Origin of the sequence: Caulobacter flavus, assembly GCF_003722335.1 — a bacterium.
Taxonomy (GTDB): domain Bacteria; phylum Pseudomonadota; class Alphaproteobacteria; order Caulobacterales; family Caulobacteraceae; genus Caulobacter; species Caulobacter flavus.
On sequence record NZ_CP026100.1, the window covers coordinates 668,961 to 691,860 of the forward strand.

At 70.0% G+C, this 22,900-nt stretch carries 23 protein-coding genes; 17 read left to right on the forward strand and 6 right to left on the reverse strand.

The annotated features are described in order from the left end of the window. Positions 1–10 precede the first annotated feature (10 nt). The 10 genes from C1707_RS03255 (at position 11) to C1707_RS03300 (ending at position 10,357) form a co-directional block, all read left to right on the forward strand. The gene (locus C1707_RS03255; protein WP_101711538.1) at positions 11–1,801 is read left to right on the forward strand and encodes a M3 family oligoendopeptidase; all 1,791 of its coding nucleotides are present in this window, start codon (positions 11–13) and stop codon (positions 1,799–1,801) included. Positions 1,802–1,915: 114 nt separating this feature from the next. Next, positions 1,916–3,274, forward strand: coding sequence for an ABC1 kinase family protein (locus tag C1707_RS03260; protein WP_101711537.1), 1,359 nt, complete (start codon positions 1,916–1,918; stop codon positions 3,272–3,274). Between the two features lie 156 nt (positions 3,275–3,430). Then, complete coding sequence (locus C1707_RS03265; protein ID WP_101711536.1) at positions 3,431–4,282, forward strand: pirin family protein; 852 nt, start codon at positions 3,431–3,433, stop codon at positions 4,280–4,282. Between the two features lie 233 nt (positions 4,283–4,515). Beyond that, positions 4,516–4,989 carry a PaaI family thioesterase gene (locus C1707_RS03270; protein WP_101711535.1) on the forward strand — a complete coding sequence of 158 codons (474 nt, stop codon included), beginning with the start codon at positions 4,516–4,518 and terminating at the stop codon, positions 4,987–4,989. Between the two features lie 3 nt (positions 4,990–4,992). Beyond that, positions 4,993–5,916 (forward strand): alpha/beta fold hydrolase, encoded by a 924-nt coding sequence (locus tag C1707_RS03275; protein WP_101711534.1) that lies wholly within the window; start codon positions 4,993–4,995, stop codon positions 5,914–5,916. A gap of 65 nt (positions 5,917–5,981) precedes the next feature. Then, positions 5,982–6,926, forward strand: a complete 945-nt coding sequence (locus C1707_RS03280; protein WP_101711837.1) for a glycosyltransferase family 9 protein — start codon at positions 5,982–5,984, stop codon at positions 6,924–6,926. 62 nt (positions 6,927–6,988) lie between these two features. Next, entirely contained in the window at positions 6,989–7,219 is a 231-nt protein-coding gene (locus C1707_RS03285; protein WP_101711533.1) for an aa3-type cytochrome c oxidase subunit IV, read from the forward strand. Between the two features lie 207 nt (positions 7,220–7,426). Continuing rightward, the gene (locus C1707_RS03290) at positions 7,427–8,569 is read left to right on the forward strand and encodes a Re/Si-specific NAD(P)(+) transhydrogenase subunit alpha (protein WP_164467265.1); all 1,143 of its coding nucleotides are present in this window, start codon (positions 7,427–7,429) and stop codon (positions 8,567–8,569) included. 25 nt (positions 8,570–8,594) lie between these two features. Continuing rightward, positions 8,595–8,915, forward strand: coding sequence for a proton-translocating transhydrogenase family protein (locus C1707_RS03295; RefSeq protein WP_101711531.1), 321 nt, complete (start codon positions 8,595–8,597; stop codon positions 8,913–8,915). Between the two features lie 23 nt (positions 8,916–8,938). Continuing rightward, positions 8,939–10,357 (forward strand): NAD(P)(+) transhydrogenase (Re/Si-specific) subunit beta, encoded by a 1,419-nt coding sequence (locus C1707_RS03300; protein ID WP_101711530.1) that lies wholly within the window; start codon positions 8,939–8,941, stop codon positions 10,355–10,357. Positions 10,358–10,476: 119 nt separating this feature from the next. Here the strand turns inward: C1707_RS03300 and C1707_RS03305 are convergent, their stop codons facing one another. Then, positions 10,477–10,827: a UrcA family protein gene (locus C1707_RS03305; RefSeq protein WP_101711529.1), complete on the reverse strand. Its 351-nt coding sequence runs from the start codon at positions 10,825–10,827 to the stop codon at positions 10,477–10,479. Positions 10,828–11,205: 378 nt separating this feature from the next. Between C1707_RS03305 and C1707_RS03310 the strand changes: the two genes are divergently transcribed. After that, on the forward strand, positions 11,206–11,997 hold the full coding sequence (locus C1707_RS03310) for a M23 family metallopeptidase (protein ID WP_240633855.1): 792 nt from the start codon (positions 11,206–11,208) through the stop codon (positions 11,995–11,997). Here C1707_RS03310 and C1707_RS03315 read toward each other — a convergent pair. Then, positions 11,994–12,350, reverse strand: a complete 357-nt coding sequence (locus C1707_RS03315) for a phage holin family protein (RefSeq protein ID WP_101711528.1) — start codon at positions 12,348–12,350, stop codon at positions 11,994–11,996. The genes C1707_RS03310 and C1707_RS03315 overlap by 4 nt on opposite strands. A 209-nt stretch (positions 12,351–12,559) precedes the next feature. Between C1707_RS03315 and C1707_RS03320 the strand changes: the two genes are divergently transcribed. Next, positions 12,560–14,692, forward strand: a complete 2,133-nt coding sequence (locus C1707_RS03320; RefSeq protein ID WP_205686820.1) for a histidine kinase dimerization/phosphoacceptor domain -containing protein — start codon at positions 12,560–12,562, stop codon at positions 14,690–14,692. Positions 14,693–14,706: 14 nt separating this feature from the next. On the opposite strand, the gene C1707_RS03325 is transcribed toward C1707_RS03320, so the two are convergent. Next, positions 14,707–15,090 (reverse strand): DUF805 domain-containing protein, encoded by a 384-nt coding sequence (locus C1707_RS03325; RefSeq protein ID WP_101711526.1) that lies wholly within the window; start codon positions 15,088–15,090, stop codon positions 14,707–14,709. Positions 15,091–15,411: 321 nt separating this feature from the next. Between C1707_RS03325 and rpoH the strand changes: the two genes are divergently transcribed. Both rpoH and C1707_RS03335 read left to right on the forward strand, forming a co-directional pair. Further along, the gene (gene rpoH, locus C1707_RS03330; protein ID WP_101711525.1) at positions 15,412–16,299 is read left to right on the forward strand and encodes an RNA polymerase sigma factor RpoH; all 888 of its coding nucleotides are present in this window, start codon (positions 15,412–15,414) and stop codon (positions 16,297–16,299) included. 172 nt (positions 16,300–16,471) lie between these two features. Next, on the forward strand, positions 16,472–16,954 hold the full coding sequence (locus C1707_RS03335) for an ASCH/PUA domain-containing protein (protein ID WP_101711524.1): 483 nt from the start codon (positions 16,472–16,474) through the stop codon (positions 16,952–16,954). 84 nt (positions 16,955–17,038) lie between these two features. On the opposite strand, the gene C1707_RS25965 is transcribed toward C1707_RS03335, so the two are convergent. The 3 genes from C1707_RS25965 to C1707_RS03345 are packed head-to-tail and all read right to left on the reverse strand — an operon-like array spanning position 17,039 to position 19,462. After that, positions 17,039–17,197: a hypothetical protein gene (locus tag C1707_RS25965; RefSeq protein WP_164467266.1), complete on the reverse strand. Its 159-nt coding sequence runs from the start codon at positions 17,195–17,197 to the stop codon at positions 17,039–17,041. 31 nt (positions 17,198–17,228) lie between these two features. Continuing rightward, entirely contained in the window at positions 17,229–18,131 is a 903-nt protein-coding gene (locus C1707_RS03340) for an alpha/beta fold hydrolase (protein WP_101711523.1), read from the reverse strand. Positions 18,132–18,133: 2 nt separating this feature from the next. Next, positions 18,134–19,462 (reverse strand): MFS transporter, encoded by a 1,329-nt coding sequence (locus C1707_RS03345; RefSeq protein WP_101711522.1) that lies wholly within the window; start codon positions 19,460–19,462, stop codon positions 18,134–18,136. Between the two features lie 160 nt (positions 19,463–19,622). Here C1707_RS03345 and motA point away from each other — a divergent pair, with 160 nt between their 5' ends. From motA to mnmC2, 3 genes are all read left to right on the forward strand, one after another. Continuing rightward, positions 19,623–20,492 (forward strand): flagellar motor stator protein MotA, encoded by an 870-nt coding sequence (gene motA, locus C1707_RS03350; RefSeq protein WP_101711521.1) that lies wholly within the window; start codon positions 19,623–19,625, stop codon positions 20,490–20,492. Positions 20,493–20,648: 156 nt separating this feature from the next. Beyond that, a complete protein-coding gene (locus C1707_RS03355) occupies positions 20,649–20,960 on the forward strand; it encodes a hypothetical protein (protein ID WP_101711520.1) in 312 nt (103 codons plus the stop codon). 89 nt (positions 20,961–21,049) lie between these two features. Next, complete coding sequence (gene mnmC2 / locus C1707_RS03360) at positions 21,050–22,810, forward strand: tRNA (5-methylaminomethyl-2-thiouridine)(34)-methyltransferase MnmC2 (RefSeq protein ID WP_123170709.1); 1,761 nt, start codon at positions 21,050–21,052, stop codon at positions 22,808–22,810. The last annotated feature ends 90 nt before the right edge of the window (positions 22,811–22,900 follow it).

Consider the following 22,900-nt stretch of genomic DNA (forward strand, 5'->3'; position numbering starts at 1 on the left):
CATTCCCATCATGAACGCGCCCTTCAAGCCCGACGCCCTTCCCGAGTGGAACCTCGCCGACCTCTATGCCGGCCGCGAGGATCCGAGGATCGAAACCGACCTGGCCGCCGCCAAGGCCGCCAACGACGAACTGGCCTCGCTGGAGGGCATGTTCCTGGAAGCGCGCGGCGAGCCTCAGCGCCTGGGCAAGCTGCTCGATCGCGGCATCCGGCTCTACGAGGAGGCCGTCAACGGCCTGTGGGGCGTGGGCGCCTATGCCGGCTTGGCCGCCTCGACCGCCCGCGACGACCCGGCCTGGGCCAAGTTCGAGGCCGACCTGCGCGCGCGCTCGTCGCAGATCGCCGCCGAAAGCCTGTTCTTCTCGCTGGAGCTGAACCAGCTGGAGGACGCCGAGCTGAACGCGGCGCTGGAAGCCCACGAGCCGACCCGCCGCTGGACGCCCTGGCTGCGCCGCCTGCGCCTGTCGCGCCCGCACGAACTGTCGGCCGAGCTGGAGCGCTACATCGTCGACCGCGGCCCGGCCGTGGCCAACTGGGTGCGCCTCTACGACGAGACCCTGGCCAAACTGTCGGCCAAGGTCGGCAAGGAAGCCCTGACCCTGCCCGAGGCGCTCAACCGCCTGTCGGATCCGGACGTGCGCCGCCGCAAGGCCGCCGCCGACGGCCTGGCCCAGGCCCTGTCTGAGCGCGCCTCCACCCAGGCCCTGGTGATGAACACCCTGGCCTTCGAAAAGCAGGTCGAGGACCGCTGGAGGCGCTACGACGACCCGGCCCACTCGCGGCACCTGGCCAACGAGGTCGACGCCGACGCCGTGGACGCCCTGGAGGCGGCCGTGGTCGAAGCCTATCCGCGCCTGTCGCACCGCTATTACGCGCTCAAGGCCAAGGCCATGGGCCGCAAGACCCTCGACTACTGGGATCGCAACGCCCCGCTCGACGCCGCCCAGCCGCGCACCTATCCCTGGGCCGAGGCCAAGGCCGTGGTGCTGGAGAGCTTTCAGGCCCTGGCCCCGAAGTTCGCCGACACCGCCGAGACCTTCTTCACCCAGCCGTGGATCGACGCCCGCCCCCGGGCCGGCAAGCAGTCGGGCGCCTATTCGCACCCGGTCACGGCCGACCGCCATCCGTACGTCTTCATGAACTACATGGGCGAGCGGCGCGACGTGCTGACCCTGGCCCACGAACTGGGCCACGCCGTGCACCAGACCCTGTGCGCGCCGCTGGGCACCCTGCTGGCCGACACGCCGCTGACCCTGGCCGAAACCGCCTCGATCTTCGGCGAAGGCCTGGTGTTCGACCGTCTGCTGGCCGAGGCCACGCCCGCCGACCGCAAGGGCCTTCTGGCGGGCAAGATCGAGGACGGACTCAACACCGTCGTGCGCCAGATCGCCTTCCACCGCTTCGAGCGCAGGTTCCACGCCGCCCGCCAGGACGGCGAGCTGTCGCCCGACCAGATCGGCGCGCTGTGGATGGAGACCATGGCCGAGAGCCTGGGCCCGGCCGTCGTGCTCAACGAGGGCTACGAGCACTACTGGGCCTATGTAAGCCACTTCGTGCACGCGCCTTTCTACGTCTACGCCTACGCCTTCGGCGACCTTCTGGTGCGCGGCCTGATGGAGAAGCGCCGCGAGAACCCGGAAAGCTTCGCCCCTCTCTACGAGGACCTGCTCGCCGCCGGCGGCACGCGGACCTATGTCGAGGCCCTCAAGCCCTTCGGCCTGAACCCGCGCGACAAGGCCTTCTGGGCGGCGGGCTGCCGGCAGCTGGAGCGGCTGGTGGACGAGTTCGAGGCGCTGGTGTGAGACCCCCTCAGTCGCTCCGCGACAGCTCCCCCAGAGGGGGAGCATCTGGCTCGGCGTTTCTGGATCCTCCCCCTCTGGGGGAGGTGGCCCGGAGGGCCGGAGGGGGTTCCCCGCATGAGCAATGACCCTGAACGCGACCGCCTCTCCGGCCGTCTGGCGCGCTTCGCCAAGGTCGGGGCGGGTCTTTCCGGCGCCGCCGTCAGCTATGGCGCCAACCGCGTCTTCGCCGGCGACGACGCCGCCGCGCGCAACGCCAAGGCCCTGAAGGCGGCGCTGGGCAATCTGAAGGGACCGCTGATGAAGGCGGCCCAGATGTTCGCCACCGTGCCCGACCTTTTGCCGCCCGAGTTCGCCAAGGAACTGGCCGAGCTGCAGACCAACGCGCCGGCCATGGGATGGCCGTTCGTACGCCGGCGCATGGCCGCCGAGCTTGGTCCCGACTGGGCCAGCAAGTTCCAGAGCTTCGAGCACGAGGCCGCCGCGGCCGCGTCGCTGGGCCAGGTGCACCGCGCGCTCGCCCCCGACGGCCGCCAGCTGGCGGTGAAGCTGCAATACCCGGACATGCAGAGCGCCGTCGAAAGCGATCTTGGCCAGCTGCGCGCCCTGGTCGGCCTGTTCAAGAAGATGGACGGCTCGATCGACCCCACCCAGATGATCGAGGAGGTCGGCGACCGGCTGCGCGAGGAGCTGGACTACGATCGCGAGGCCCGGATGATGGCCGTCTATGGCGGCTTCTTCGCCGGCCGCGACGACATCAGGACGCCGCAGCCGGTCACCGAGCTTTCGACGAAGCGCCTGCTGTCGATGACCTGGCTGGACGGCCAGGGCTTGATGGCCTTCAAGGGCGCCGACCAGGAGACCCGCGACCGCATCGCCGCGCTGCTGTTCGAGGCCTGGTGGGGCCCGATGACCCATATCGGCGTCATCCACGGCGATCCGCACCTGGGCAACTACACCTTCGGCGGCGAAGGGGCCGCGCACCTGAACCTGCTCGACTTCGGCTGCATCCGGGTGTTCCCGCCGCATTTCGTGGGCGGCGTCGTGCGGCTCTATCGCGCCCTTTCCGAAGACGACCGCGCCGGTCAGGTCGAGGCCTATCGCAGTTGGGGCTTCTCCAACCTCACCGACGAACTGGTCGACGTGCTGAACGTCTGGGCCCGGTTCATCTACGGCCCTCTGCTCGACGACCGCGTCCGCACCGTCGCCGACGACGTGCCGCCCGGCGAGTACGGCCGCCGCGAGGCCTTCAAGGTGCGCCAGGCCCTGAAGTCGGTCGGCGGCATCGTCATCCCGCGCGAGTTCGTGTTCATGGACCGCGCCGCCATCGGCCTGGGCGCGGCCTTCCTGCACCTGGGCGCCCGCCACAACTGGCGCGCCCTGTTCGAGGCCTCGCTGGAGGGCTTCTCGGAGGAGGGGCTGGCGGAACGGCAGGCCAAGGTGCTGGGCGCGGCGGGGATCGCGCCGCCCGCATAACCCAACCTGCTTCCCTGGGTCTTGTGCCCAGGGTCCATCGCCCAGCCGCTCAGACCTTTCATGACCGCCAAGGTCTGAGCGGTCGCCGGCATGGGTCCTCGCCACAAGGGCGAGGAAAGCGATGATGAGAAGCACGCGTAAGCGTAAGGAAGCGTCATGACCACCCGCACCATCGCCCGCCTGCACGCCGCCTATCGCGACGACATCGGCGACCTCACGACCCGCCGCCCCTTGCCCGGCCCGGCGATCGGCCAGCTGGACCCGTTCCTGTTCCTCAACCACCACGGCCCGCAGACCTACCGCCCCGGCAATCGCGGCCTGCCGTTCGGGCCGCATCCGCATCGCGGCTTCGAGACCGTGACCTTCATCCTCGAGGGCCAGCTGTCGCATCTCGACAGCGGCGGCCACGAGAGCGTCATCGACGCCGGCGGCGTGCAGTGGATGACGGCCGGCAGCGGCCTGGTCCACGCCGAGCTGTCGCCCGAGGCCTTCAAGAAGAACGGCGGGCCGCTGGAGATCCTGCAGTTGTGGGTCAACCTGCCCAGCCGGCTGAAGATGACCGCCCCGCGCTATGTCGGCCTGCAGGCGCCCGACATTCCCAAGATCGAGAAGGACGGCGCGACGATCGAGCTGATCTCGGGCGAGGTCGACGGGATCACCGGCCCGATCGCGTCGCTGACCGGCGTGGCCATGAGCGTCGTGCGGCTGGACGCCGGCGCGGCGCTGTCGCTGCCGATCCCGGCCGCCCGGGCGGTGTTCCTCTATGTCGTGCGCGGCGCGATCGCGGTGGGCGACACGACGGCGGGCGCCTTCAACCTGGTGGAGCTGACCGACGGCGAGGGGCTGGAGCTGTCATCGGCCGACGGCGCGGTGCTGCTGCTGGGCCACGCCGACCCGATCGGGGAACCGGTCGTCTCGCACGGGCCGTTCGTGATGACGACCCGCGAGGAGATCATCCAGGCGATCCAGGACTACCAGGCGGGGAAGTTCGGCGAAGTCGCGGCCTGACCCCCTCAGTCGCTCCGCGACAGCTCCCCAGAGGGGGAGCATCTTGAAGAGCGCCGACGCCCATAGATCCTCCTCCACTGGGGGAGGTGGCCCGGAGGGCCGGAGGGGGGCGGTTTCAGCTTCTTCGGCGTCGGAAATTCATCAGCCCTTCCCCTCTCCGTCGGCTTCGCCGACACCTCTCCCACAGGGAGAGGGTCTTGCGGCCTCATTCAAACGGCCGTTAGACTTCCTCCATGTCCGACGACCTGACCGAGGCCCAGAGCGCCGCAATCCCCGACGGCTACGCCCAGCTGAACTGGACGCGGGGTTTCGGCCGACAGATCGGGCCGCTGTACGAGCGCACCGACGGCCCCGGCGAGGCCACGCTGGGCTTCCGCGTCGAGGAGCACCACACCAATGGCCTGGGCAACTGCCACGGCGGCATGCTGATGAGCTTCGCCGACATGGCCTGGGGACGGATCATCTCGCTGCGGAGGTCGTACTCGTGGGTCACGGTGCGGCTGATGACCGACTTTCTCTCCGGCGCGCAGCTGGGCGAGTTCGTGGAAGGCCGGGGCGAGCTGCTGGCCGAAGAGGACGGGATCTTCACCGTGCGCGGCCGCATCTGGACGGCTGAGCGCACCCTGATGACCGGCACGGGGATCTTCAAGGCGCTGTCCCCCCGCAAGCCGCGCCCTGGCGAGATCGCCTATCGCGAGGAGGCCTGAGCCATGGCCGACGACCACAGCCTGCCAGCCTCGCTGCTGGCCGCGTTCGACGGCAAGCCGCCGCCTGCCCCGGCGTGGTTCAACGCCGCCATCGCCGTCGAGCCCGAGCGCTCGACCATCGAGGTCCAGGGCGCGGCCATCGAACTGCTGACCTGGGGCGAGGTCGGCAAGCCGGGCCTGCTGTTCCTGCACGGCAACGGCGCCCACGCCGACTGGTGGAGCTTCATCGCCCCGTCCTTCGCCAAGGACTGGCGCGTGGCCGCCATCTCGTGGGCGGGCATGGGCGCCAGCGGCTGGCGCGAGGCCTACAGCGCCGACACCTTCGCCGCCGAGGCCTTCGCCGCGGTCGAGGCCGCGGAGCTCAAGGCCGGCGGGCATAAGCCGATCTTCGTCGGCCACTCGTTCGGCGGCTTTCCCACCCTGTTCTGCGCCGCGCGCCACCCTGAGCGCCTGCGCGGGGCGATCCTGGTCGACACCTCCATCCAGCCGCCCGAGAAGCGCTGGAAGGGTCCGCCGCCGCGCTCGGGCTTCGGAACCAAGGTCTATCCGACGCTCGAAGAGGCGCTGACCCGCTTCCGCCTGGCCCCGCCGCAGCCTTGCGAGAACCTCTACATCGCCGACTACATCGCCCGCCGCTCGCTGAAAGCGGTCGAGGGCGGCTGGACCTGGAAGTTCGACCCGGCCATCTGGCAGCGGTTCTCCATGCCCGACCTGGGCCTGCTGCTCGCCGAGATCGCCTGCCCGGCCGCGCTGATGTGGGGCGAGCGGTCCGGGCTTATGCACGCCGAGACCTTGGACTATATGATCGCGCAGATGCCCAAGGACGTGCTGCGCTTGCCCATCCCCGACGCCGATCACCACGTGATGCTCGACCAGCCCCTGGCCTTCGTCGCCGGGCTCCGCGGACTGCTGGCCGCCTGGGGCTGACCGTGGGCGGGAAATCCAACGGACCGGTGCTGGTCTACACGCCCGATCGCGGCATCGGCGACCTGATGTGGCACCTGCCGACCATTCGCGCGATCGCCGCCACGACGCCCGAGGGCCAGGTGGTGCTGGCCGCCCGTCCAGCCAGCCGCGCCGCCGAGGTGCTGGCCGTCGAACCTTCGGTGGTCAGGGTCGTCGACGCCCCGAACTACAAGGACAGGCTCAAGGGCGTCCGCGAGGTGATCGACTTCCTGCGGATCTGCCGGACCGAGAAGCCGCGCGCCCTCTGGATCCTGGAGAAGATCGACCGCCCCGCCATCGCCGCCGCCCTGGCCGGCGTGCCCGAACGCCGGGGCTTCGGCCTGGGCCACGGCCAGGAGGGCTGGCTGAACACCGGCCCCTTCCTGCCGAAATCCATGCGGCCGGCCCATCGGATCGACAAGCTGGAGGCCTTCGAGAAGGCCCACGGCCTGACCGTGACCAGCCGCGAGCCGGCGCTGAAGCTCGATCCGGCCGCCCTCGCCGCCGTCGCCGCCCGCTACGCCGACAAGCCCGGCCCGTGGCTGACCCTGGGCATCGGGGCCAGCGAGGCGCCGCGCACCTGGCCGGCCGAACGCTTCGCCCAAGCGGCCGCCGCGCTTTCCGACCTCTTTGGCACGGTGTTCTGGATCGGCGGTCCGCACGAGGCGCAGGCCGCCCGGGCGGCGGTCGGCGACTTGCCGAACAACGTCGTGGCCTGCGACCTGACGCTCGACAAGGCCGCGGCCCTGATCGCGCTGTCGGCGGGTTTCCTGGGCAACGACTCGGGGCCGCTGAACGTCGCCGCCGCCGTCGGCACGCCTGCGGTGGGCCTGATGGGCACCAGCCCCGTCCCGGCCTATTCGCGCTGGCTGTCGATCCTCGACGGCGGCAATGGCCGCATCACCGACATCACGGTCGCGCAGGCGGTCGACGCCGTGCGCGCCCGCTTCCTGGCCGAAACCTGGGACAATCGGTCCGTCCTGGACGCTTGAGCCCCGAGCCCCGCCGTTGTATCGGCGATATTCGACTTTCTTTTCCACAGGGACGAAGCGACATGGCCGGCGACTATCACCGCGGTGAAATGGACATCCACGAGCAGGCCGCGACCTACGACGCGTTCGGCAAGATGACCAAGTGGGGTTCGCTCGCCATCGCCGTGCTGATCACCTTCTTCACCTTGCTGTTCTGCACCCCCGCCGGCTTCATCGCCTCGGCCGGCGTGGCCGTCGTGATGACCGTCCTGGGCGTTGTGTTCCTTCGGGAAAAGGCGGCCCCCGCTCACTGACACCGGTAGACATCGGCAATTTTTTGCGCCCGGCACGCGGACAATCCTCGACAAAGGGCAAGAACCTCCCCTAAAGAGCAGCCCAAGCTGCTGGAGCGGCGTTCGGCGAAAGTGTTGGCTTTCCGCCGAACGCCGCTCCAACTTTAGGATCCTGGGTCCGCGGGACGCTCGCGGGCTCGGGGAGCGAACAACGCTCACGGGGGAGGTATGCCGATGGCCGTCATCGCCGTCACGAAAGAGACCCGCGCAGGCGAAACGCGGGTCGCCGCGACGCCCGAGACCGTCAAGAAACTGACCGCCGCCGGGTTCTCGGTGGTGGTCGAGGCCGGCGCCGGAACCGCCGCCTCCTACCTCGACGCCGACTACGAGGCGGCCGGGGCGAAGCTGGCCAAGACCTCCAAGGACGCGATCAAGGACGCCGACGTCCTGTTCAAGGTCCGCGCGCCCGAGGCCGCCGAGATCGCGGCCCTCAAGAGCGGCGCGATCGTCGCCGCCGCGCTCAATCCCTACCAGGACAAGGACACGCTGAACGCGCTTGCAAAAGCGGGCGCCAGCGCCATCGCCATGGAGTTCATCCCGCGCATCACGCGGGCCCAGGTGATGGACATGCTGTCCAGCCAGGCCAACCTCGCCGGCTATCGCGCCGTGATCGAAGGCGCCGAGGCCTACGGCAAGGCCCTGCCGATGATGATGACCGCCGCCGGCACCGTCGCCGCGGCCAAGGTGTTCATCATGGGCGTCGGCGTGGCCGGCCTGCAGGCCATCGCCACCGCCCGCCGCCTGGGCGCCGTGGTCACCGCCACCGACGTCCGCCCCGCCACCAAGGAACAGGTCGAGAGCCTGGGCGCCAAGTTCCTCGCCGTCGAGGACGAGGAGTTCAAGAACGCCCAGACCGCCGGCGGCTACGCCAAGGAGATGTCGGCCGAGTACCAGGCCAAGCAGGCCGAGCTGGTCTCCAGCCACATCGCCAAGCAGGACATCGTCATCACCACCGCCCTGATCCCGGGCCGCCCGGCGCCCAAGCTGGTCAGCGCCGCCCAGGTGGCGTCGATGAAGGCCGGCTCGATCCTGGTCGACCTGGCCATCGAGCAGGGCGGCAATGTCGAGGGCGCCAAGCTGAACGAGACGGTCACGACGGCCAACGGCGCCAAGATCCTCGGCCACGCCAACCTGCCCGGCCGCATCGCCGCCGACGCCTCGGCGCTCTATTCGCGCAACCTGTTCGCGCTCTCGTCTCTGTTCCTGAACAAGGAAGGCGCGTTCGAGCCCAATTTCGAGGACGAGATCCTGCAGGCCGCGGTCGTCACGCGCGGCGGCGAGATCGTCCATCCGAACCTGAAGACCGCCTAAGCGCCATCAAGAAAGGGAGGCTCCCATGGAAGCCGTCGACCCCACCGTGTTCCGCCTGGCGATCTTCGTGCTCGCCATCTTCGTCGGCTACTACGTGGTCTGGAGCGTGACGCCCGCGCTGCACACCCCGCTGATGGCCGTGACCAACGCCATCTCGTCGGTGATCATCGTCGGCGCCCTTCTGGCGGCCGCCGCGCATGGCGCGGCCGGTGCGCCGGACGCCGGTTCGGTGTGGATCTCCAAGGGGGCCGGCGCGATCGCCGCGGCCTTCGCGGCGGTCAACATCTTCGGCGGCTTCCTCGTCACCCAGCGGATGCTGGCCATGTACAAGAAGAAGCAGAAGTAAGCGGGATCGGGGGAGCAAAGATCATGAACGCCAATCTCGCCGCCGTCCTGTACCTCGTCTCCGGGGTGCTGTTCATCCTGGCGCTGCGCGGGCTTTCCAGTCCCGAGACCAGCCGCAAGGGCAACACCTACGGCATGGTCGGCATGGCCATCGCCGTCGTCACCACCCTGGCCACGCTGTGGAGCCAGGGCGCGCTGGACGCCGTCACCCTGGGCCTGATCGTCGGCGGCGTCGCCGTCGGCGGCGGCGTGGGCGCGGTGATCGCCCGCAAGGTGCCGATGACCTCGATGCCGCAGCTCGTGGCCGCCTTCCACTCGCTGGTCGGCATGGCCGCCTGCCTGGTGGCCGTGGCCGCCATCTACACGCCCGCCGCCTACGGCATCGTCGGCGATGACGGCCATGTGCACCTCAACAGCCTGATCGAGCTGTCGCTGGGCCTGGCCATCGGCGCTGTCACCTTCACCGGTTCGGTCATCGCCTTCGCCAAGCTGAACGGCAACATGGGCGGCGCGCCGATCCTGCTGCCGGCCCGCCACCTGCTGAACATCCTGATCGCCGCCGCCATCGTCGGCCTGATCGTGGTGCTGGTGATCTCGGGCGGGCAGGCCAAGTGGGCGTTCTGGGGCATCTTCGCGCTCAGCCTGCTGATCGGCGTCACCCTGATCATCCCGATCGGCGGCGCCGACATGCCGGTCGTCGTGTCGATGCTGAACAGCTATTCGGGCTGGGCCGCGGCGGCGCTGGGCTTCACGCTGGAAAACACCACCCTGATCATCACCGGCGCCCTGGTCGGTTCGTCGGGCGCGATCCTGTCCTACATCATGTGCAAGGGCATGAACCGCTCGTTCGTCTCGGTGATCCTGGGCGGCTTCGGCGCCGACGCCGCGGCGGCCGGCGCCGGCGGCAAGGTCGAGACGCGCCCCGTCAAGCAGGGCTCGGCCGACGACGCGGCCTTCATCATGAAGAACGCCAGCAAGGTGATCATCGTCCCGGGCTACGGCATGGCCGTCTCCCAGGCCCAGCACGCCCTGCGCGAAATGGCCGACAAGCTGAAGGAAGAGGGCGTGGAGGTGAAGTACGCCATCCACCCCGTCGCCGGCCGCATGCCGGGCCACATGAACGTGCTCCTCGCGGAAGCCAACGTGCCCTACGACGAGGTGTTCGAGCTGGAGGACATCAACAGCGAGTTCTCGACGGCGGACGTCGCCTTCGTGATCGGCGCCAACGACGTCACCAACCCGGCCGCCAAGACCGACCCGACCAGCGCCATCTTCGGCATGCCCATCCTGGACGTCGAGAAGGCCCGCACCGTCCTCTTCGTCAAGCGCGGCATGTCCTCGGGCTATGCCGGCGTCGAGAACGAGCTGTTCTTCAAGGACAACACCATGATGCTGTTCGCCGACGCCAAGAAGATGGTCGAGGGCATCGTCAAGGGCCTCTGAGGCCCGCCTCTCCGGACAGACGAAAGCCCCGGCCGCCAGGCCGGGGCTTTTTCGTTTCCGGCAAAGGCCCCGGCGTTCACCGGGGCCTCCGCGGCGGATCGATCGGCAGGGGCGAGGCCTTAGAAGGCCGCCACCGCCACTGGCGTCACGCGGCCGGCCGAGGCCAGGGCCTTGCGCTGCTTGCTGGAGAGCTTGTCGTTGATCTCGGCGCGAACCTCGAGCGAGCAGGCGCGGCGCGACAGCAGGTCCAGGCGTTCCTTCATGGCGCGGGCGCGGCAGAAGCGCTTGGTGGCGTCGGTGGCGCGGGCGTCGAATTCGGCGGCGTCGGCCGGGTCGGCCAGGTTCAGGTCGCCGACCCGCACGGTCACCGTGCGCTCGCCGGCGTGGGCGGCCTGGGTGATGCCGATCAGCGGCACCGCCGCCAGGGTCAGGGTCGCGATCGTGGTGAGGCTGATCATGAACTTGCGCATCTGGGTCTTCCCTCTGTTCCCGGGCGCGTCCGCCGCGCCTCCATGAACAAAGGTGTACTGAACGATACTTGAATAGTCCCGTTAAGTGTCGTTCATGACTCCGTATTCACAGTATTGCCTGCATTTAATATTCTAAAATTCGCGTAATGTTTGACAAAATCGCGACACCGCACGCTCGAGCTCTCGACGACGCCATGGTGGAGCTGCCGCCTTTCCGCCCGATCGGTCTGGCAGACAGCCGCGTTCACGATCGCGAAAGGCCAAGTCTCTAAAGACGACGCCGGTCGCGCGGCCTGCCGACTAGCAGGCTTCACCCCATATGCCGGGACTGCGCCACCAGGCGACCCGGCACTCGACCGCCCCACGAGGTTTCGCCCCTTGGCGCCAGACACCCCGGCCCCGTCCGCTCGCAACTACGCCCTGGCGCTGACGCTCGGCTTCGCCGTGGCGCTCGCCGCGGCGTCCGTGCCGGCCGCCCTCGCCCTGGCCGACCTGATCGCGCCCGCGCCGATCGCCGAGCCCGTGACTGCCGCGCCGGCGACGCCGCAGCCGGCCCCGCCGCTTCCGCCCGCCTACGCCTTCGACGCGCCCCTGCCCGGCCGCGAGGTCGCCTCGCCCTTCGGCCTGCGCCAGCTGCCGTGGGAGGAAGGCGGCCGCCTGCACGAGGGCGTCGACATCGCCGCCCCCTCCGGCACGGCCGTGAAGGTCGCCGCCGACGGCATCGTCGCGCGCACCGGGACCGATCCCGGCTATGGCCGCTTCGTCGAGGTCCGGCACAAGGACGGCTTCTCCACGCTCTATGCCCACCTGGGCCGCAACCTCGGCATGAAGAAGGGCGTCTACGTCAAGCGCGGCACGCCCATCGCCGTGGTCGGCGACAGCGGCCGCTCGACCGGCTCGCACCTGCATTTCGAGATCAGCCGCAAGGGCCGGCCGCTCAATCCCGCCCACTTCATGGACAAGACCTTCGCCAGCGCCGACGACCTGCCGCTGAAGGCCGCCGCCCGCGTGCCGCGCAAGGTGCGCCTGGCCCACGTGTCGCGCTGGCCCGAGGGCATGAAGGAGAAGGTCGCCGCCCGTCGCGCCGGCAAGGGCCTCGCGACCGGAACTCAGGCCGTTCGCGGCGACGACGGCCGCGTGCGCGTACGGATCGAGGTCGCCGCCAGCTAGTCGCGCTCGGAGCCTTCGCCCAGCAGCAGGTGGCCAAACCAGCTGACGACGCCGATCACGATCGCGCCGAGAATCCCCGCCCACAGGCCGTTCACCGCCAGGCCCGGCAGGATGTAGGCCACCAGGCCCAGCATGGCGGCGTTCACCACCAGCAGGAACAGGCCCAGCGTCACCAGGGTGATCGGCAGGGTCAGCAGCACCACCACCGGCCGCACTACCGCGTTGACCAGGCCCAGCAGCAGGGCGGCGATGACGATCGTCTGCCAGCCGGCGGCGTTGACGCCCGGCACGATGCGCGAGGCGAGCCAGAGGCCGAGGCCCGCGAATAGAGCGCGCAACAGAAAGCCGGTCATGCGGAAACTCCCCGAGATCGGCGCCGAACCTGACGCCCGTCAAAGATGCGCACAAGCCCTCTTCGCGTCCCAGCATGTGAAATGTCGACAAGGCGACGGTGAACCTGTTCAATGGCGCGTACTGTCAAGCACCGGCCTAGGCCGCATGGAGCCGCCGCCGTGACCACAGCCCTTTTTCCGCGCCTTCTGACACCCGATCGGCCCTGTTCGTGACCGCGGCGCCGACGCCCGAGCAGATTCAGGCCTGCGACCGCGAACCAATCCACATTCCAGGCGCCATCCAGCCGCACGGCGTGCTGCTGGTGCTCGACCGCGACAGCCTGACCGTGCGCATGGCGGCCGGCGACGTCGCCGGTCTGCTGGCGGTCGACGCCTGGCTCGGCCGGACGGCGGGCGCCCTGATCGGCGACGAACTGGCGGCCCAGACCGCCGCCATCTCCAACTCCCGCCCAGCCGGCGGCTTCGTCGGCGTGCTGCATCGCGGGGGCCGCAACCTCGACCTCAGCGCCACGGTGCAGGGCGAACTGGTGCTGCTGGAGATCGAGCCCGGCCTCGAGCGGCCCATGGCCGGCTCGCAGATCCTGGCCCACCTCGAGGCCGCCGCCGCAGCGTTCGAGCGCTGCCCCGGCCTGAAGACGCTGTACGACCGCGCCGCGCTGGAGTTCCGCCGCCTGACCGGCTTCGATCGGGTGATGATCTACCGCTTCGGCGACGACGAGGCCGGCGAGGTGGTCGGCGAGGACCGCGCCCAGCACCTGAAGAGCTTCCTGAACCATCGCTTCCCCGGCTCGGACATCCCCCGGCAGGCCCGCGCCCTCTATGTGCGCAACCTGGTGCGGGTGATCCCCGACTGCGGCTACGTCCCCGCCCCGCTGGAACCCGCGCCGGAGGTCCCGCTCGACATGAGCGATCTGGCCCTGCGCAGCGTCTCGCCGGTGCACATGCAGTACATGCGCAACATGGGCGTGGCCGCCTCGGCCTCGGTGTCGATCGTCAAGGACGGCCGCCTGTGGGGCCTGGTGGCCTGCCACCACGACAGCCCCCACACCCTGCCCTACGAAATCCGCGCCGCCTGCCGCGCGCTCGCCGGGGGCCTCGCCCGCCAGATCAAGGCCAAGGAGGAGGCCGAGACCTGGCGCGAGAAGCTGCGCCTGCGGGCCCTGGGCGACGACCTCGCCGCCGTGCTGGCCCAGTCCGACGTCGGCGACCTGTCGCTCGAGGAGCACGCCGACGACCTGGTCGCCCTGGGCGAAGCGGACGGCGTGGCGGTGTTCCGCGACGACCGCATCGAGACGGCCGGCAAGACCCCGCCGCACACGGCGCTGGCCATGCTGCGCGACTGGCTTCTGGACGTCGACGCTGGCGGCGTGATCGCCACGGACCGCAGCGAGAACGTCTTCCCCGGCGCGGGCGCCTTCAGGAGCTGGGCCTCGGGCCTGATGGGCGTTGTGATCGAGCGCGCGCCGCTGCTGGCCGTGCTGTGGACCCGCGCCGAGGAGGTCGAGGTCGTGCGCTGGGCCGGCGATCCCTACCGCACCGCCAAGGCGGCCGGCGGCGACGGCGCCCTGACGCCCCGCGCCTCGTTCGACGCCTGGACCGAGACCGTCCGCGGCCGATCGCGCCCTTGGAGCAGCTCCCAGACCGAAGCCGCCCTACGGCTGCGCCAGGACCTTCTGGACCTGCGCCGCGCCCGTCGCACGGCCGAGCTGAACAGCCAGCTGCGCGCCACGCTGGACGACAAGGACGACCTGCTGCGGCAGAAGGACTTCCTGCTGCGCGAGGTGAACCACCGGGTGCAGAACAGCCTGGCCCTGGCCGCCGGCTTCCTGACCATCCAGATGAAGGCCATCGAGGATCCGGCCGCCCGCGCGCCGCTCGAGGAGGCCAGCCGCCGCCTGACCGCCGTGGGCCTCGTGCACCGCCGGCTCTATCGCGGCGACCAGCTGGAGACCGTCTCGCTCGACCGCTACCTCGTGGAGCTGGCCGAGGAGCTGGTGGAATCGCTGGGCCAGGAATGGAGCCGCATGGTCCGCGTCGACGCCGCTCCGGCCACCGTCTCCACCGACAAGGCCGTGACCATCGGCCTGGTCGTCACCGAACTGGTGATCAACGCGGTCAAGTACGCCTATGGCGGCCGGCCGGGCCGGGTGGACATCGGCCTCACCGAACAGGGCGGGCGCGTGCGCATCTCGGTCGCCGACCAGGGCGGCGGCAAGCAGGGTCCGCGCGTCGGCTTCGGCAGCAAGATGATGGACGCCATGGTCCGCCAGCTGGCCGGAACCCTGGCCTATCACGACAACAGTCCCGGCGTGCGGGCGGAACTGGACGCCCCGGCGGGGTAGGCCGCCGCCGGACCTCAGGTCGCCAGCGGCCCGCGGGTCGTCCGCCGCGGCGACGGACCGTAGGCGTTGGGCTCCGCCGATCCCGGAACCAGGGCCAGGACGACGAGGCCGACCAAGCCGACCACCGGGACCAGCACGGCGAGCGCCAGCCACCAAGCCGAGAAACCCAGATCCTGCAGACGGCGCGCGGCGCCGGCCATGGCCACGAGAATGGCGGCCAGGCCCAGGCCCAACGCGACAAGGTCGAAGGCCAGCAGCGCGGCCTGCTGCAGCACGCCCATGCCCATCAGGAACAGCGGCGTTCCCAGCAGCGCCAGACCCGGCAGCAGCAGCCAGACCGTGCCGAGAAAATCGATACGGTCGCCCCGGCCATTGAAATCGAACCAAGCCCTCATCATTCGCCGACGCTCCAGAGCCTCAATTCAAGATTGCATTATAGGTTTATGAGCGTAAATTTCTACTCGCAAGTCCTTTTTACGCGGGGATCCGCATCGCGGCGCCGCGCATTGCAAACCCTCTTGCCATTTTGAGAATGATCGTTCATTTTTTTGAGAATGAACGTTCATTCCGCCATCGAAATGTCCAATACCTGAGCCAGGGTGTCGGACATTACAAATGCGTTATCGCCCTTACCTTCGCCGCAACCCGTACCTATCTCACCCATTCGAAAGTGGGCTCCGGACGCCAGGTTGGCGCCCAGCCCAGGGGATGTTGAACTCATGGCTGTGAATTCCTTGTCGGTGATGTCGCCGGACGGCGGCCTGTCGCGCTACCTGACCGAAATCCGCAAGTTTCCGATGCTGGCGAAGGACGAGGAGTTCATGCTCGCCCAGCGCTGGAAAGAGCACCAGGACAGCGACGCCGCGCACAAGATGGTCACCAGCCACCTGCGCCTCGTGGCCAAGATCGCCATGGGCTATCGCGGCTATGGCCTGCCGATCGGCGAGGTGATCTCCGAAGGCAATGTCGGCCTGATGCAGGCGGTCAAGAAGTTCGAGCCCGAGAAGGGTTTCCGCCTGGCCACCTACGCCATGTGGTGGATCCGCGCCTCGATCCAGGAATACATCCTGCGTTCTTGGTCGCTGGTGAAGATGGGCACGACCGCCGCGCAGAAGAAGCTGTTCTTCAACCTGCGCAAGGCCAAGAGCCAGATCGCCGCCTTCCAGGACGGCGACCTGCGCCCCGACCAGGTCAGCTACATCGCCACCAAGCTGGGCGTGCTCGACAGCGAGGTCATCTCGATGAACCGCCGCCTGGGCGGTCCGGACGCCTCGCTGAACGCGCCGCTGCGCGCCGACGGCGAAAGCGAGTGGCAGGACTGGCTGGCCGACGACGACCAGGTCTCCCAAGAGACCGTGGTCGCCGAGAACCAGGAAAAGTCGCTGCGCATGACCCTCCTGGAGGAGGCCATGGTCGAGCTGACCGATCGTGAGCGCCACATTCTTACCGAGCGTCGCCTGAAGGACGATCCGACCACCCTGGAAGACCTGGCCGCCCAGTACGGCGTCAGCCGCGAACGGGTCCGCCAGATCGAGGTTCGCGCCTTCGAGAAGCTGCAGAAGTCCATGCGCGAGGCGGCCGTCGCCAAGAACATGGTCGAGGCGTAACCGCCCTTCCTCTGCTAAGAGAACGGCCGTCGCGACCCCGTCGCGGCGGCCTTTTCGTATCGACAGCGTCGCCGGAGCGTCACAAACGGCCTTTTCCTCGCCGCCGACGCGCTCTAAGAGCCTCGCCTTCGATTTTTCCGGCGCTTTCACCGCGCCAATTCAAAGACTTCCCATGACCCGTCACGAACTGAAGACCTGGCCGCAGTATTTCGCCGCCGTGCGCTCGGGCAAGAAGCGCTTCGAGATCCGCCGCAACGACCGCGAATTCAAGGTCGGCGACGTGCTGGTGCTGCGCGAATTCGATCCCGAACAGGACGTCTACACCGGCCAGACCGAAGAGCGTCAGATCACCTTCCTGCTGTCGGAAGAAGACTACGGCGTCATCCACGGCTTCGTGGCCATCGGCTTCGGCGACGTGGTGCATCACCCGAGCGCCGCCGAGGACCACCCGCTGACCGCCGCCGAACTGGCCGAGTGGCACGAGACCGCGGCCGCCAACGCCGCCCTGCGCGGCGAAGAGGCCCGCCGGGTGTCGAAGTCCTACGTGGCCACCAACATGAGCGTCGCCGCCGACCGCCACGGCGCCGTCGCCGCCCTCGCCGAAACCGACGCGGCCTTCCACGCCGCCGCCGCGCGCATCATCCGCAAGGGCTGAGCTCCTCTTCTCCCGTCATCCCCGCCCTTGTGGCGGGAATGACGGGAGCTTGAAGGCTATACCGGCTTCCCAAGGCCACCAGTCTCAATCAACTTTTGGCTGCTCTCTCTCGCCGAGATCGACCCTGGGCTCATCGAAGAAGTCGTCCCACGACGCGACCGGAGGCTTAGTGGCGCGCTCGCCTTCGGGCCGAGCGGCATCTTCAAGCGATTGGGCAACCTGCGATCCGCTGATCCTGGTCATGTGGCGCTCCAGCACGAGCGCATCATAGCATCTACGGTCGCCTCTCGCGCGCGGCCCTAACCCCACCTAGGATCGCCTCGGTCACGAAACCGGGGTCTTCGTGCGGCAGGCCATGGCCCGCCGAGGGCGCAATGACCTGGGTCGCGCGGGGAGACAGGGCCAGGAATCCTTTCTGCAGGTCCTGGGTCACCGCTTCCAGCTCGACTGACAGAGGCTCGGGCAGGTCCGGAACCATCCGCCATTTCGGACTGTGGGTCGCCACCACTACCGGCTTGTCGCCGAGCGAGCGCAACTCGCGGGCCTGGCCGTTGCTGGCGGCGACGTCGAGATTTTCCGGATTGAGGCTGGGATCGCGCGGCATCCGCGTGAGAAAGCCGCGCGCGTCGGACAGCGGCTTGGGCTCGCCCGGCGTCGCGGCCGGCAGCCTGGCCAGCCAAGCCTCCATCTGGTCGGGATGGGTCGAGGAAATCAGCACCAGCCCGGCCGTCTCTTCGGGGTAGCGGGCGGCGAAGACCTGGGCGTGCAGGCCGCCGATCGAGTGCCCGGCCAGCAGGAACGGCGGCGCGATCCTGGCCGCGCGCAGGGCGGCCTCAAGGTCGGCGGCCGCGTCGGCGCTGGTCCGAGGCTCGCCCGCTGGAGCCGGGTCGCTGCCGCCCAAGCCCGCGCGGTCGTAGAGGCAGACCCGGGTGGTTTGCGACACCCGCGCGGCGATGCGGCGCCAGGCCTCGTCCTCGACCGGCGCCATACCCATGCCGGCGTCGACGACCACGGTCGGAGCGCCCTGGCCCTGGCCCGGGCCCAGGCAGAAGAGGCGGATCATCCGCCCGCCGCCGACGTCGAAGCGCCCGTCCTGGGCCAGGGCCGATCCGGCTAAGGTCCCTGACACGATGGCAGGCATGACGGCGGCCAGGGCGAACATTCGGCGCATCGCCATCGCTACACGCCCCCCTCGTCACCGCGTTCCAGGCCCGCCAGCGTCGCCTCCTCCGAGGCCTCGGCGGTGCTGACCCGGCTGAGCACGGCCTGGCGCAGGGCGTAGGCCAGCATAGCCACCAAGATCAGGGCGTTGAGCACGAACGGGGCCCAGCCCACGGCCTCGTAGAGCAGCACGAACAGCGGGGCGACCACCACGTTGAGGCCGTTGATGGCGGCGATGGCGCCGGCCGCGCCGGCCTGGTCCCTGGCCCCGACCGACAGCGAGGCGCCCGCCGTGAAGCCCGGCCGCGCGAAACCGTAGCCCAGCGACGACACCGCATAGCCGATGGCGACGCCCGCGTAGTCCGGCGCGAAGGCGACCACCACGTTGCCCAGGGCCGCCACCGCCACGCCCCAGCGCATCAGCTCGCGCGGGCCCATCGAGAACATCCGGATCAGGCCCCACTGGGCCAGCAGTCCGGCGACCGCGCCGGCGGCCATGGCCAGGGTGATGAAGCCCTGGGCCTTGATCGGCGCGACGCCCAGCTTGTCGATGATCAGGAAGCCGAGGGTCTGGGTCTGGGCCGTCTGGCAGGTCGCCACGAGGAAGCCGAACAGCAGGAACGGGGCCAGGCGCGGATCGCGCCACAGGCTGTCGCCCCGCCGCAGCGACGGGAAGGCCAGGCGGGCGCGCGCCAAGGGACGGGCATGCGGCTCGCCGGCGGTGATCGGCGGGGTGGTCTCTTCCAGGCCCCGGTGCACGATCCACATCATCACCGCCGCCAGGCCGGCGAAGGCGAACATCGGCCCGGCCAGGCCCACGACCGGCAGCACGAACAGCGGCGCCAGCAACGGCCCGACCACCGTGCCCAGGCCGAAGGCGCCGGCCAGGGTGGCCATGGCCTGGGTGCGCTCCTCGCGCTTGGTGCGGTCGGCCAGATAGGCCTGGGTGGCCGGATTGGCGGCCGAGCCGAACAGGCCGAACAGCGCCCGCGCCAGCAGGAACAGCACGAAGACCAGCATCGGCGGGAAGAAATGCCGCAGGCCCGCGCTGACCACGAAGGCGCACAGGGTCATCGACACGCAGAACCCGCCCAGCCCCAGCAGGATCAGCGGCTTGCGCCCGCGCACGTCCGAGCGCTTGGCCCAGAACGGCGAGGAGATCGCCCACAGCAGGGCCGACAGCGAGAAGATCGCCGCCACCATGGCGTCGGGAATGCCGATCTGCCGGCCGATGGCGGGCAGCACCGACAGCATGCCCGTATTGCCCAGCGCCGTGGCCGCCGACACCCCGAACAGGATGGCGAAGGCCCGCCGGTTGACCTGTTGATCTTGAGCGGCGGCAGACATCGAACAAACGTTAGAGTGGGTTCGCGTCCAGGGGAAGGCCTCGCCTTCACCGCCGGGGCGCCGCGCCATCTGGTCGCGGAATCGGCGCTGGGGTCCGATACCTTGGATTAAGCATTAACGGCGATGATGCCGGCTGAAATCCGCGGGGCTCTCTTTCGTCATGTTCCAGATCATCGGCATCGTGCTGCTCTTCGGCCTGGTGTTCGGCAGCTACCTGATGGGCGGCGGCAAGATGGACGTGATCCTTCACGCCGCGCCGCACGAGCTGATGGCCATCCTGGGGGCGGGCATCGCCGCCTTCCTGATCTCCAACTCGATGACCGTGATCAAGGCCACCGCCGGCGGCTTCGGCAAGATCTTCGCCGGCCCCAAGTGGAAGGCCAGCGACTATCGCGACCTGCTGTCCTTGCTGTTCCTGCTGACCAAGACGATGAAGTCCAAGGGCGTGATCGCCCTGGAAAGCCACATCGAGAAGCCGCACGAGAGCTCGATCTTCTCGCGCTACCCCAAGATCTCGAAGGACCACTTCGCCGTCGACTTCATCTGCGACACCCTGCGGATGATGACCATGAACCTGGAGGATCCCCACCAGGTCGAGGACGCGATGGAAAAGCAGCTCGAGAAGCACCACCACGAGGCGCTCGAGCCGGCCCACGCCCTGCAGTCGATGGCCGACGCCCTGCCCGCCCTGGGCATCGTCGCCGCCGTGCTGGGCGTCATCAAGACCATGGGCTCGATCACCGAGCCGCCCGCCGTGCTCGGCGGCATGATCGGCGGCGCGCTGGTCGGCACCTTCCTGGGCGTGTTCATGGCCTATGGCCTGGTCGGCCCGATGGCCGCCCGCCTGCAGGCCGTCGTCAACGAGGACGGGGCCTTCTACAAGATCATCCAGGCCGTCCTGGTGGCCCACCTGCACGGCAACGCCGCCCAGATCAGCGTCGAGATCGGCCGTGGCAACGTCCCCAGCGTCCACCAGCCCAGCTTCATCGAGCTGGAAGAGGCCCTCACCCAGATCCCGAACGAGGCCTGATCCCTTCGCTTCGTCCGCACACGCCATGATCACGGCGCCGTGATCTTTGGCTTGCAACGACGCGTGAAAAGCGGTTCCTTGCCATGGTGCGGCCCGGCCTCGACGCCGGGCCGTCGCCTTTTCAGGTCGCAAGGCCAGTCGCAAGGAACGCCCCCGATGACCACCCAAGTCCTCCGCAAGATCCTGATCGCCGGCGCGGCCATGACCGCCCTGTCGCTGGCCGCCTGCGGCAAGAAGGACGAGGCCCCCGCCGCCGACGACAAGGCCGCCGCGGCGGCCGCCGCCGGCGCCAGCGAAGTGACCGCCGCCGACGCCGCCGGCGCCGAGGGCCAGGCCATGGCCGACGCCAACAAGGCCGCCAGCGACGCCGCCGCCGAGCCCGACGCCGTCTCGGCGGCCGAAGCCCCCGGGACCGCCCCGGCCGCCGCTCCGGCCCCGGCCGAAGAAAAGAAGACCGAGGGCCACTGAGCCTTCTCTTCCATCTTCGAACGACCGAAGGGCCGTCCGCGAGGGCGGCCCTTCTTCTATGATGGCCCCATGACTTCCGACTCTTCCCAATCCCCCCTGACCTCCCCCTGGTCTGGCGCGAGGACGGCCTGCCGCAGTCGCGGCTGTACGGCGACGTCTACTTCTCCAGCGCCGACGGCCTGGCCGAGACCCGGGCGGTGTTCCTGGACGGCTGCGGCCTGCCCGCCGCCTGGACCGGGCGCGACCGGTTCGTGGTCGGGGAACTGGGCTTCGGCACCGGCCTGAACATCGCCGCCCTGCTTGACCTGTGGCGACGGGAGAAGCCGGCGGGCGGACGCCTGCACGTCTTCTCGATCGAAGGCCACCCGATCACCCGCGACGAAGCCGCACGCGCCCTGGCGGTATGGCCCGAGCTGGGCGAGGCGGCCCAGGTGCTGCTCGACCATTGGCCGACGGCGGCGCGCGGCTTCCACCGCGTCGACCTGCCCGGCTTCGACGCGACGCTGGACCTGGCCGTCATGGACGTCGCCGAGGCCCTGTCGGCCTGGAGCGGCATGGCCGACGCCTGGTTCCTCGACGGTTTCTCGCCGGCGCTCAATCCGGCCATGTGGAGCGAGGAGATCCTCGCCGCCGTCGCCGCCCGCACCGCGCCGGGGGGCCGCGCGGCCACCTTCACCGTCGCCGGGGCCGTGCGCCGGGCCCTGACGGCCGCCGGCTTTTCCTGGGAGAAGCGTCCCGGCTTCGGCCGCAAGCGCGAGCGGCTGGAGGCGCGTTTCCCCGGCGAGGCGCCGGCGCAGACCCGCCCCGCCAGCCTGGCGATCGTCGGCGGCGGCGTCGCCGCGGCCGCCCTGGCCCGCGCCGGCCGGGTCGAGGGCCTGGCGGTCACGGTGTTCGACGCCGACCGGGCCAAGGCCTCGGGCAATCCCGCCGCCCTGGTCACCCCGGCGCTGGACGCCGGCGGCGGACCGCGCGCGGCCTTTCCCGCCCAGGCCCTGGCCCGGGCCGCCGCCCTCTACGACGCGCTGCCCGAGGCGGTGCTGGCGCGCGGCGTGCTGCGCCTGGCGACCGCCCCCCGGGACGCCGACCGCTTCGCCGCCGTCGAGCGCCAGGACCTGTTCGCGGACGGCGAGATGAGCGTCCTCGACGCCGAGGCCGCGAGCGCCGCCCTGGGCGAGGCGGCCGCCGGCGCGCTGCGGATGGACCTGGCCCGCGTGGTCGATCCCGCCGCCGTTCTGGCCGCCTGGCGCGGCGAGGCCGCCGCGGCCGAGATCGCTCGCCTGGAGAAGGTCGAAGACGGCTGGCGGCTGTTCGACGCCGACGGCGCGCTGCTGGCGACCGCCGACGCGGTCGTCCTGGCCGCCGGCGCCGACCTTTCCCGCCTGTGGCCAGAGGCGTCGATCCGCCCGGTGCGCGGCCAGACCAGCTGGACCGGCCCGGTCGACCTGGCCGTCACGCCGGCCGCCTTCGGCGGCTATGCGGTTCCCACGCCCGGCGGCGGGGTGCTGTTCGGCGCCACCCACGACCGCGGCGAGACCGCGACCGAACTTCGCGACGCCGACCACGCCCGCAATCGCCAGGCCCTCGCCAAGGGCCGCCCCGATCTGGCCGCGCGGCTGGCCGACGTCGCGCTGGACGGCCGCGCGGCCGTGCGGGCGACCACCCCCGACCACCTGCCGCTGGCTGGCGCGGTTCCCGGCGCCCCGGCCGGGCTCTACGTGCTGGGCGGCCTGGGCGGACGGGGCTTCGCCACCGCGCCCCTGCTGGCCGAGCACGTGGTGTCGCTGATGCTGGGCGCGCCCTCGCCCCTGCCGCGCGACCTGGCGGCGCTGGTCGAACCGGGCCGAAGCTAGCAGCCCCTCCCGTCAGGAAGGCGATCCAAAAGCAAAAGGCCCCGGAGTTTCCTCCGGGGCCTTCGCATTCGTCAGGAAGCCTAGGGCCTC

Bases quoted from the DNA above. Each gene is read 5' to 3' on its own strand.
- C1707_RS03255 (WP_101711538.1), top strand. From the start codon at position 11: ATGAACGCGCCCTTCAAGCCCGACGCCCTTCCCGAGTGGAACCTCGCC.
- C1707_RS03260 (WP_101711537.1), top strand. From the start codon at position 1,916: ATGAGCAATGACCCTGAACGCGACCGCCTCTCCGGCCGTCTGGCGCGC.
- C1707_RS03265 (WP_101711536.1), top strand. From the start codon at position 3,431: ATGACCACCCGCACCATCGCCCGCCTGCACGCCGCCTATCGCGACGAC.
- C1707_RS03270 (WP_101711535.1), top strand. From the start codon at position 4,516: ATGTCCGACGACCTGACCGAGGCCCAGAGCGCCGCAATCCCCGACGGC.
- C1707_RS03275 (WP_101711534.1), top strand. From the start codon at position 4,993: ATGGCCGACGACCACAGCCTGCCAGCCTCGCTGCTGGCCGCGTTCGAC.
- C1707_RS03280 (WP_101711837.1), top strand. From the start codon at position 5,982: ATGTGGCACCTGCCGACCATTCGCGCGATCGCCGCCACGACGCCCGAG.
- C1707_RS03285 (WP_101711533.1), top strand. From the start codon at position 6,989: ATGGCCGGCGACTATCACCGCGGTGAAATGGACATCCACGAGCAGGCC.
- C1707_RS03290 (WP_164467265.1), top strand. From the start codon at position 7,427: ATGCCGATGGCCGTCATCGCCGTCACGAAAGAGACCCGCGCAGGCGAA.
- C1707_RS03295 (WP_101711531.1), top strand. From the start codon at position 8,595: ATGGAAGCCGTCGACCCCACCGTGTTCCGCCTGGCGATCTTCGTGCTC.
- C1707_RS03300 (WP_101711530.1), top strand. From the start codon at position 8,939: ATGAACGCCAATCTCGCCGCCGTCCTGTACCTCGTCTCCGGGGTGCTG.
- C1707_RS03305 (WP_101711529.1), bottom strand. From the start codon at position 10,827: ATGCGCAAGTTCATGATCAGCCTCACCACGATCGCGACCCTGACCCTG.
- C1707_RS03315 (WP_101711528.1), bottom strand. From the start codon at position 12,350: ATGACCGGCTTTCTGTTGCGCGCTCTATTCGCGGGCCTCGGCCTCTGG.
- C1707_RS03325 (WP_101711526.1), bottom strand. From the start codon at position 15,090: ATGATGAGGGCTTGGTTCGATTTCAATGGCCGGGGCGACCGTATCGAT.
- rpoH (WP_101711525.1), top strand. From the start codon at position 15,412: ATGGCTGTGAATTCCTTGTCGGTGATGTCGCCGGACGGCGGCCTGTCG.
- C1707_RS03335 (WP_101711524.1), top strand. From the start codon at position 16,472: ATGACCCGTCACGAACTGAAGACCTGGCCGCAGTATTTCGCCGCCGTG.
- C1707_RS25965 (WP_164467266.1), bottom strand. From the start codon at position 17,197: ATGACCAGGATCAGCGGATCGCAGGTTGCCCAATCGCTTGAAGATGCC.
- C1707_RS03340 (WP_101711523.1), bottom strand. From the start codon at position 18,131: ATGGCGATGCGCCGAATGTTCGCCCTGGCCGCCGTCATGCCTGCCATC.
- C1707_RS03345 (WP_101711522.1), bottom strand. From the start codon at position 19,462: ATGTCTGCCGCCGCTCAAGATCAACAGGTCAACCGGCGGGCCTTCGCC.
- motA (WP_101711521.1), top strand. From the start codon at position 19,623: ATGTTCCAGATCATCGGCATCGTGCTGCTCTTCGGCCTGGTGTTCGGC.
- C1707_RS03355 (WP_101711520.1), top strand. From the start codon at position 20,649: ATGACCACCCAAGTCCTCCGCAAGATCCTGATCGCCGGCGCGGCCATG.